Consider the following 6918-nt stretch of genomic DNA (forward strand, 5'->3'; position numbering starts at 1 on the left):
TTGTCAACAAAAATTGACATCGCCGAGCGCGAACAGGCCCGGAAAGGGTGTGGCGGAGGTTGTCAGCCGTTCCAGCTGCCGGTGGTGGCGAATTCGGTGAGGATCTCGGCCGGGCCGGTCAGATCCATGTTCTGGGCGGCCACCCAGTCGTCGTCGAAATAGGTGCCCGCGTACCGGTCGCCGCCGTCGCACAGCAGCGTGACCACGCTTCCACTGCGACCCGCCGCGACCAGCTCGGCGACCAGATGGAACGCGCCCCACAGGTTCGTGCCGGTCGAACCGCCGACGCGGCGGCCCAGTGCGGCGCTCGCATGACGGGCGGTGGCGATCGAGGCCGCGTCGGGAACCACGATCATCCGATCGACCACCTGGCCAACGAACGACGGCTCCACCCGAGGACGGCCGATCCCCTCGATGCGCGACGGCATTCCGGTCTCGTAGCCCGCGTCGCCCGTCTCGTAGCCGCCGTAGAACGCCGAATGCTCCGGGTCCACTACGGCCAGACGCGTCGCGTGCCTGCGATACCGGATGTAGCGACCGATCGTCGCGCTGGTGCCGCCGGTGCCCGCACCGACCACGATCCACTCCGGCACCGGGTGCTTCTCCAGCGCCAGCTGTTCGAAGATGGACTCGGCGATGTTGTTGTTGCCACGCCAGTCGGTGGCCCGCTCGGCATGGGTGAACTGATCCATGAAATGTCCGCCGGATTCGGCGGCGAGACGCTTGGCCTCGGTGTACATGTCCGGTGGTCGATCGACGAAATGACATCGGCCGCCCTGCGCTTCGATGAGCGCGACCTTCTGCGGCGACGTACTCGCGGGCATCACCGCGACGAAGTCCAGACCGAGCAGCTTCGCGAAGTACGCCTCACTCACCGCCGTCGAACCCGACGACGCCTCGACCACCGTCGTACCCTCGGTCACCCAGCCGTTGCAGATCGCGTACAGGAACAGCGACCGCGCCAGCCGGTGCTTGAGACTGCCGGTGATGTGGGTCGACTCGTCCTTGAGGTAGAGCTGCACCGGCCAGTCGGCGGGCAGCGGATACCGCAGCAGGTGGGTGTCGGCGGAGCGCTGCGTATCGGCGTCGATCAGCCGGACGGCATTGTCGACCCAGTCACGCGGGGCGCTGCGGTCGAGGTATTTCACGCCGACGCGCCGTCGTCGTCACCCCGCAAGCGGGCCCGCAGCTGCGCCTTGTCCTGGCGGCGGCGCGCGTCGACCACGGCGATGTCCTCGTTCACCTTCACCCGCAGTTTCTTGAACAACGTCAGCGACAGCGGCATCGCGACGATCAGCGCGAACAGTGCCGCGACGATGATCGGCACGTCGACACCGATCAGCTTGGCCACGCCTACGATCAACGCGGCGATCACCACGACCAGCCCGAGACGAGCCAGCGTGTAGAGCGCGAGATTGCGGACCAGCCGCTTCCCTGCGCCAGGACCCTGCTGACCTGTTGCTTCACTCACGACTACAGCGTAGCCCCGGCGGAATCGTCTCCGATGCGGCCCCGTTCGCGGCTTTTGTCTATTACTTCCCCTTTACCAACAGTAGGTGGTTCGACTACATGGGGGTCGCAGTGCGACGATGACGCCACTGATGAGGGAACTGTCGAGAACGGAGAGGTTAGCTATGACTGCGATCACCGTCGGCCTTCAGGACACTCTGCTGACACCAGGCCAAGTGGCCGCCATGTTCCACGTAGATCCCAAGACCGTCACCCGGTGGGCCCATGCGGGCAGACTCGGCTCACTGCGTACACCGGGCGGACATCGCCGTTTCCGCGAGTCCGAGGTCCTGCAGTTGCTCAGATCACTGACCACCGAGGCAGCACCCCGCTGACTCACCGGCCGACGCGAGCCCACCGCGGGCTCGCGTTCGCCAAAAATTTCCCTCCCGTTGCGGATGTGCACACGGCGCGGACACGGCTACCCTCGATAGCAGGAGGTGAGCGACGTGACGTACCTATTGGCACTCATCGCGATCGTGGCCATCGCGGTGTTGTGCTGGAAGGCGTTCGGCCCCGAAATGCAACGCCCGAATCCCGGCCCGCCCTCGCGCAGACCGGTTCTCGGCCCCGACGATGATCCGGAATTCCTCTGGCGCCTCGGCAAACAACCACGTGACGACTCCGGCCCCGCCGAGTGACCCTCACGAAGTGCGTCGCCGTGAGCTGACGCACATACCCCCGTTGCGCGTCGAAAGAGCTGGGTAGATAACGTATTCCGGTGATTGATGTGCAGCAGGGTTCTGTCCCGACCACCTGGCGCGCGGCCGACGGCAGCGCCGTGACGTTCACCGAGGCACGGTCGGAGTGGACTCGCGCCGCACACGAGGTGCTGGCCGACACCGCTACCCGGTTCAACAACTTCATCGTCAACACCGAGCTGGCCGAGCTGGTCCAGGAAGAATCCGGGATCCGCACCGCGGTGAAGTGGCAGCACTGGCTTCCGGTCGTGCTGGACAAGGTCGCCGAGCACTGTCACAAGAACAACGAGCCGCCGCTGAGCGCGCTGTGCGTGCGAAAGAACCAGACCGTCGGCACCGGCTACCGCTACATCCTCGAACTCGCGGGCCTGCCCATCCCCGACGATCTCGAAATGCACGCGGCCGCGGCCCGCTGGCAGTGCTATCAGCACTACGCCACCGACCTCCCCGCCGACGGCGGTCTGCCCACCCTCCCCCCGAAGGTCGCGGCCATCCGCCAGTCCACCTCCGCGGACCTGGCCACCGCCGAAGCAGCCGAGGCAGCCGTCAAACGCCCCTCCGCCGCCCGCCGGACCGTGGCCGCCATCCCCAAGCCCGAACCGGTCCGCAAGCCGGTCTGCCTCAACTGCCACGTAGAGCTTCCCGCCAACAAGATCTGCTACTACTGCTGATCAGGCGCCTCAGGGCTGCCACCGCGGGTTGTGCAAGATGGCCAGGTTCTGGCGTGCGGTGACCGCGAGGCTGTGCACATCACTGTCGGGATACATCCGATCGAGGATGCTCCAGTACGAGGCCGCAGCCCGTTGCCGAAACCCGGCCAGCGCCTGGGTCGCCGCCAAGTTGTTGCGACGCCCGAGAGTTTCGAGACTGTCGTCGCCGAGTTTCCGTTCGCTGTAATCGACGTTCAGGTCGAGTAGGTCGAGGGCCTGAAGATACTCACCGGCAGCGGAATATCCCAATGCCAGATTGTTGCGGAGGGTGAGCGTCATTTCGTCGTCGACGCCGAGAACATGCTCGGCGATCGACACGATATCGTCGAGCACCTCCAGTCCTTCGGAGACGTAGCCCGCATCGCAGTACGACCGGCCGAGGGCATTTCGCACCTGCAACGTGATGCGCTGGTCGGCACCGAACTTCTCCGCGCACTGTTGCGCGAGCGGCTCCAACACCGCGATAGCTTCCCGGTAGCGCCCGCTGTCGCGATGATTCTCCGCGACCGCCACCCGATACGACACCGTAGTGATCTCGGAAAACGGTGCGCGTCCCAGGCCGTCGGCTCGCCAGATCGCCGCCGCCGCGTACGCGACATCGACCGGTCCCCCCGCCACCGCTGGATGGGCAGGCGCGACGGGCCACGGTTTCGACGGCGGCGCCTCACGAACGACCCATGCCATCAGCATTTCTCGCAGCTGCTCGGGCTGCGTGCCCGCAACGTGGAATCGGTGGGTAGCCCCCGCCACATCCAGGCGAATCACGGAGCCGTCGGCCCACCCGACTCCGGCACCGATCACTTCGAGAAGATCCGGCGTGCGTACATCCACGCCCGTCACCTCACGCCAGCCGACCGCGAACGCCGAGCGCACCGATCGTCGCCACCGGATTCCCGAACGCGAGAAACTCAACTTCCCCGCATGCCCAGCCGATCCCCCGGAGCGATCCCGCGCGCTGTAGGTCACACCGGACAGCCGAAGATCTTGCGCCACAAGACCTATGGTCTCATCTCGAAGCTATGCAGACATGCTATATCGGATGTAGCAGCCGCTCAGTTCAGACCCGCGTAGCTGTGCAGACCGCTGATCACCATGTTGATGATGAACACCTATCCAGCTGTTTGCCAAGATTGACTCTGGCTGGAGAAGATAGATAACCGCAGGTAGTGATGTTGTTTGGGTTGATTCTGTTGAACCGCCCTGACCGTGCTGCGTATCGGCTGCGTACTCGCTCGTTTGCCCGAGTCCTAGCCAGCGACCCCTGACATAGCAACCAACATCCGCTCCAGACCCCATTCTGGGTCGAGGACAGGAACCCTTCGCTCCTTCCAGACTGGCGAGATGCTAGCGATGACGTCCCTCAAGGCTGGATGCAAGCTGTCTGGAGCGAACACAGCCATGACGTTGTAGGGGCTCTGGAAGCGAAAGTTACCCCGGTGGCGCCACTCACGCTCCCAGGCGAAGTCTTTGCCCCGGCCGCTTTGTTCAAAGAACGGCGTGATCTTGAGGATTTCCAGCTCGGCAGCATCCTGAAACGGATTGTCACATTGCCTTCGCGCAGCTTCAACCATTTGGTTCACGGCTCCTGTTAGCCAGGTGTATCCGGGGGTTTGATCCATGTACCAAACCGGGTTACATCCCCGACTTCGCGCGTACCCCTTCGTGAACGCAATCCCGTAAGGTCTGAACTGCCAGCCGCGCCGGTCAATCTCGCGGACCATCATCCAGCAATGCTCAAGCGGTGTGTCCGTGAAGCAGACCGTCCGTTGTGTGACGCTCGGGTCGGCCCTCGTCCGATCGTCGAGCATCGTCGCCATGCCGTAGGAGGTACGGGCCTCGATTACTTGGTCTCGGAGCATGTTGAACAGGTTGGTGAAGGCCTCGTAGTCCGTGCCTCGGGTGAAATGCACGAGGAACGTGCTCAAATCAGATCGGCGATAGAGCAGATCCTGGATACGGTCGGCCATCTGTTGATTCTAGTGCCTGCCTGGCCAATTCATGATGCGCTATCCCTTGGGCGTGGCTCCTGCAGCAGTTTCCGCCTCCGCAGGCTCGACCTCTGCAGCACCTTCCGCCTCCGCAGGCCCGACCCCTGCAGCACCTTCCGCCTCCGCAGGCCCGACCCCTGCAGCACCTTCCGCCTCCGCAGGCCTCCCGGAAGGACCGCTCACCCGCACGCTATGAATGAATCCATGATTGAACACATACGACGCTTCCAATTCATCGACAAGCTTACGAGGGTCTTCCACCAGAGAAGCCGCACGTTTCAGCGCTTCAACATCGGAGACAGCCTCTCGAAAAATAGTAACGAATTCCTGACAGGCCAAGAACCCCTGCTTGATCATTTCAAGGTACTTACCCTCATGGAATAGCCATTTATCCTTATGCTTGATATCAGATTTGCCCTTTGCGTCCGACACCAACAACAAATAGTAGTGTCTCATCCCCGCACGCTGAGACGCCTCGGCGCGACGAATTATGGCCACCAAGTCACCCGCAGCCTCTACAACGGGGTCAGGCGCCACAACCTGCAGCGATGCCTCCGCGTCATAAATCGACATCATCCGGTCAGCGATAGTCTTCAGAGCAGAATGCGAGTCTTTGAAGAAGAAGTCGAAACTGGTAGCGTTATCCAGCTGATTCAGGTCGCCGAAATGCCGAATATCGAGTATCAAGTCGCCATGAAATCTTTGCAAATTGCGGAGCAGGAATGCCGAATGCTCGATCAGAGAAACAGCCGCTTCGTGACACTTCTCTTTCTGCCACTGTCGGGCATCTCTCGCATCCGCAGCCGCAATCGCCTTCCGATTTGTTCGATTGCTCACCAGCACCCCCGTGAATGCCGCTGATGCCACCACTATCGAGCCGAGGAGAGGCAGCCATGCCTGCCACCAGGCAGGCGAGTTCTGAACGATCTCGATTACTTGCATCCGCACGAAGCGATCATCCCAGAGTCGAACCTGTCTCGAGTGGCGTCCGGTAGTCGGCGTTCGGCCAACAACGTCGCCCTTGGACCTCGCCGCGTACCGATTGTGTACCCATCGCGATGCCTGCCGTGGTGCGACCGCCTACGGCGCCAGACTACGACGTATGGACTTGCCGGACTGTGCCTGCCAGGAACCTGGATGCCCCAATCGCGCGACACACATGGTCCGGGTTGAAGCGCCGCCGGAACCTACTAGCACCTGGTACCTGTGCGATCAACACGAAGGTGAAATCAAAGTCTCCGTCGCCGCTTCGCGGCGGAGGGTCGCGAAACAACCCCGAGAGGAGTCCGCAACCCCTCGCTGTAGAGATTGCGGACGCACAGTCATCAGAGACCGACCGGCTTGCCCACGGTGCGGATCGCTGAACAGGATCGTTCCAGACAATGAGCCGATGGAGCCGCGGGACTCTGCAGGGCACGCCGTCCTCGATGAGGACGGCGGCAAGATCCTCGTAAAGGTCAGCACCGGCGACAGCTTCAATCGTCGTTGGCGGGAATGGTTCGTTGTCCACCGATTTGTGAACAAGACCGATGACATCTACCAGGAAGTGATCGACTACCCCGACGGCACACGCCTAGAAAGCGTCGCCAAGGAGTCCGAGCATCGCCCACGTCGCAGGCGTCGCCCTAGCGCCCGAAGTTGACGCCTATGCATCAACAAACGGCGTGCCATCTTGCTGCTCATCGAGCTTGACGCTTACGCGTCAACCCGGCGGACCCACAATTTGTGGTCACCTCTTAAGCGGCAACTTACTGCCGCCGCGTTGCACTCCGACCAACTCGCAAACCGCGTCCCACACCGCAGCCGCCGCGACGCACGCCACCCATCACCCAAGCTCGTCGATACGACCGGCGCTCCCCAGCGCAACCGCTCCCCCAACCTGGCCTATCTCTTATGGTCCTCCCTTCACTTCTTCTCTTCTCACTTCTTCACTCACAGTTACTTTCTAACAAACCCAACCACCCACCCACCTTGAACCACCCCCTCCCTGTTCCTGATTCTCTGACAGCG

The 6918-nt window shown here is 62.5% G+C and carries 9 protein-coding genes; 4 read left to right on the plus strand and 5 right to left on the minus strand.

From position 1 onward, the window contains the following. Window positions 1-62 precede the first annotated feature (62 nt). On the minus strand, window positions 63-1148 hold the full coding sequence (locus ACFULV_RS20250) for a PLP-dependent cysteine synthase family protein (protein WP_378658704.1): 1086 nt from the start codon (window positions 1146-1148) through the stop codon (window positions 63-65). Further along, a complete protein-coding gene (locus ACFULV_RS20255; protein WP_358061030.1) occupies window positions 1145-1471 on the minus strand; it encodes a DUF4229 domain-containing protein in 327 nt (108 codons plus the stop codon). Before ACFULV_RS20255 ends, ACFULV_RS20250 begins: the two co-directional genes overlap by 4 nt. A 163-nt stretch (window positions 1472-1634) precedes the next feature. On the opposite strand from ACFULV_RS20255, the gene ACFULV_RS20260 reads away from it, so the two are divergent. The 3 genes from ACFULV_RS20260 to ACFULV_RS20270 all read left to right on the plus strand — a co-directional run bounded on the left by ACFULV_RS20260 (window position 1635) and on the right by ACFULV_RS20270 (window position 2881). Next, on the plus strand, window positions 1635-1844 hold the full coding sequence (locus tag ACFULV_RS20260; RefSeq protein ID WP_056814442.1) for a BldC family transcriptional regulator: 210 nt from the start codon (window positions 1635-1637) through the stop codon (window positions 1842-1844). Between the two features lie 114 nt (window positions 1845-1958). After that, the gene (locus tag ACFULV_RS20265; RefSeq protein ID WP_378634199.1) at window positions 1959-2150 is read left to right on the plus strand and encodes a hypothetical protein; all 192 of its coding nucleotides are present in this window, start codon (window positions 1959-1961) and stop codon (window positions 2148-2150) included. Window positions 2151-2230: 80 nt separating this feature from the next. After that, entirely contained in the window at window positions 2231-2881 is a 651-nt protein-coding gene (locus ACFULV_RS20270) for a hypothetical protein (protein ID WP_378634197.1), read from the plus strand. A 9-nt stretch (window positions 2882-2890) separates the two neighbouring features. Here the strand turns inward: ACFULV_RS20270 and ACFULV_RS20275 are convergent, their stop codons facing one another. From ACFULV_RS20275 to ACFULV_RS20285, 3 genes are all read right to left on the minus strand, one after another. Then, window positions 2891-3751, minus strand: a complete 861-nt coding sequence (locus tag ACFULV_RS20275) for a tetratricopeptide repeat protein (RefSeq protein WP_378658705.1) — start codon at window positions 3749-3751, stop codon at window positions 2891-2893. Between the two features lie 416 nt (window positions 3752-4167). After that, the gene (locus tag ACFULV_RS20280) at window positions 4168-4887 is read right to left on the minus strand and encodes an abortive infection system antitoxin AbiGi family protein (RefSeq protein ID WP_378658707.1); all 720 of its coding nucleotides are present in this window, start codon (window positions 4885-4887) and stop codon (window positions 4168-4170) included. Window positions 4888-4926: 39 nt separating this feature from the next. Continuing rightward, window positions 4927-5856, minus strand: coding sequence for a hypothetical protein (locus ACFULV_RS20285; protein WP_378658709.1), 930 nt, complete (start codon window positions 5854-5856; stop codon window positions 4927-4929). 442 nt (window positions 5857-6298) lie between these two features. Here ACFULV_RS20285 and ACFULV_RS20290 point away from each other — a divergent pair, with 442 nt between their 5' ends. Next, the gene (locus ACFULV_RS20290) at window positions 6299-6550 is read left to right on the plus strand and encodes a hypothetical protein (protein ID WP_378658711.1); all 252 of its coding nucleotides are present in this window, start codon (window positions 6299-6301) and stop codon (window positions 6548-6550) included. Window positions 6551-6918: the final 368 nt, after the last annotated feature.

Origin of the sequence: Nocardia sp. NPDC057272 (assembly GCF_042668615.1) — a bacterium.
In the GTDB taxonomy this organism is placed as follows: Bacteria; Actinomycetota; Actinomycetes; order Mycobacteriales; family Mycobacteriaceae; genus Nocardia.

Excerpts from the sequence above, each read along its gene's own strand:
- ACFULV_RS20260 (WP_056814442.1), top strand. The coding sequence starts at position 1,635 with ATGACTGCGATCACCGTCGGCCTTCAGGACACTCTGCTGACACCAGGC.
- ACFULV_RS20280 (WP_378658707.1), bottom strand. The coding sequence starts at position 4,887 with ATGGCCGACCGTATCCAGGATCTGCTCTATCGCCGATCTGATTTGAGC.
- ACFULV_RS20290 (WP_378658711.1), top strand. The coding sequence starts at position 6,299 with ATGGAGCCGCGGGACTCTGCAGGGCACGCCGTCCTCGATGAGGACGGC.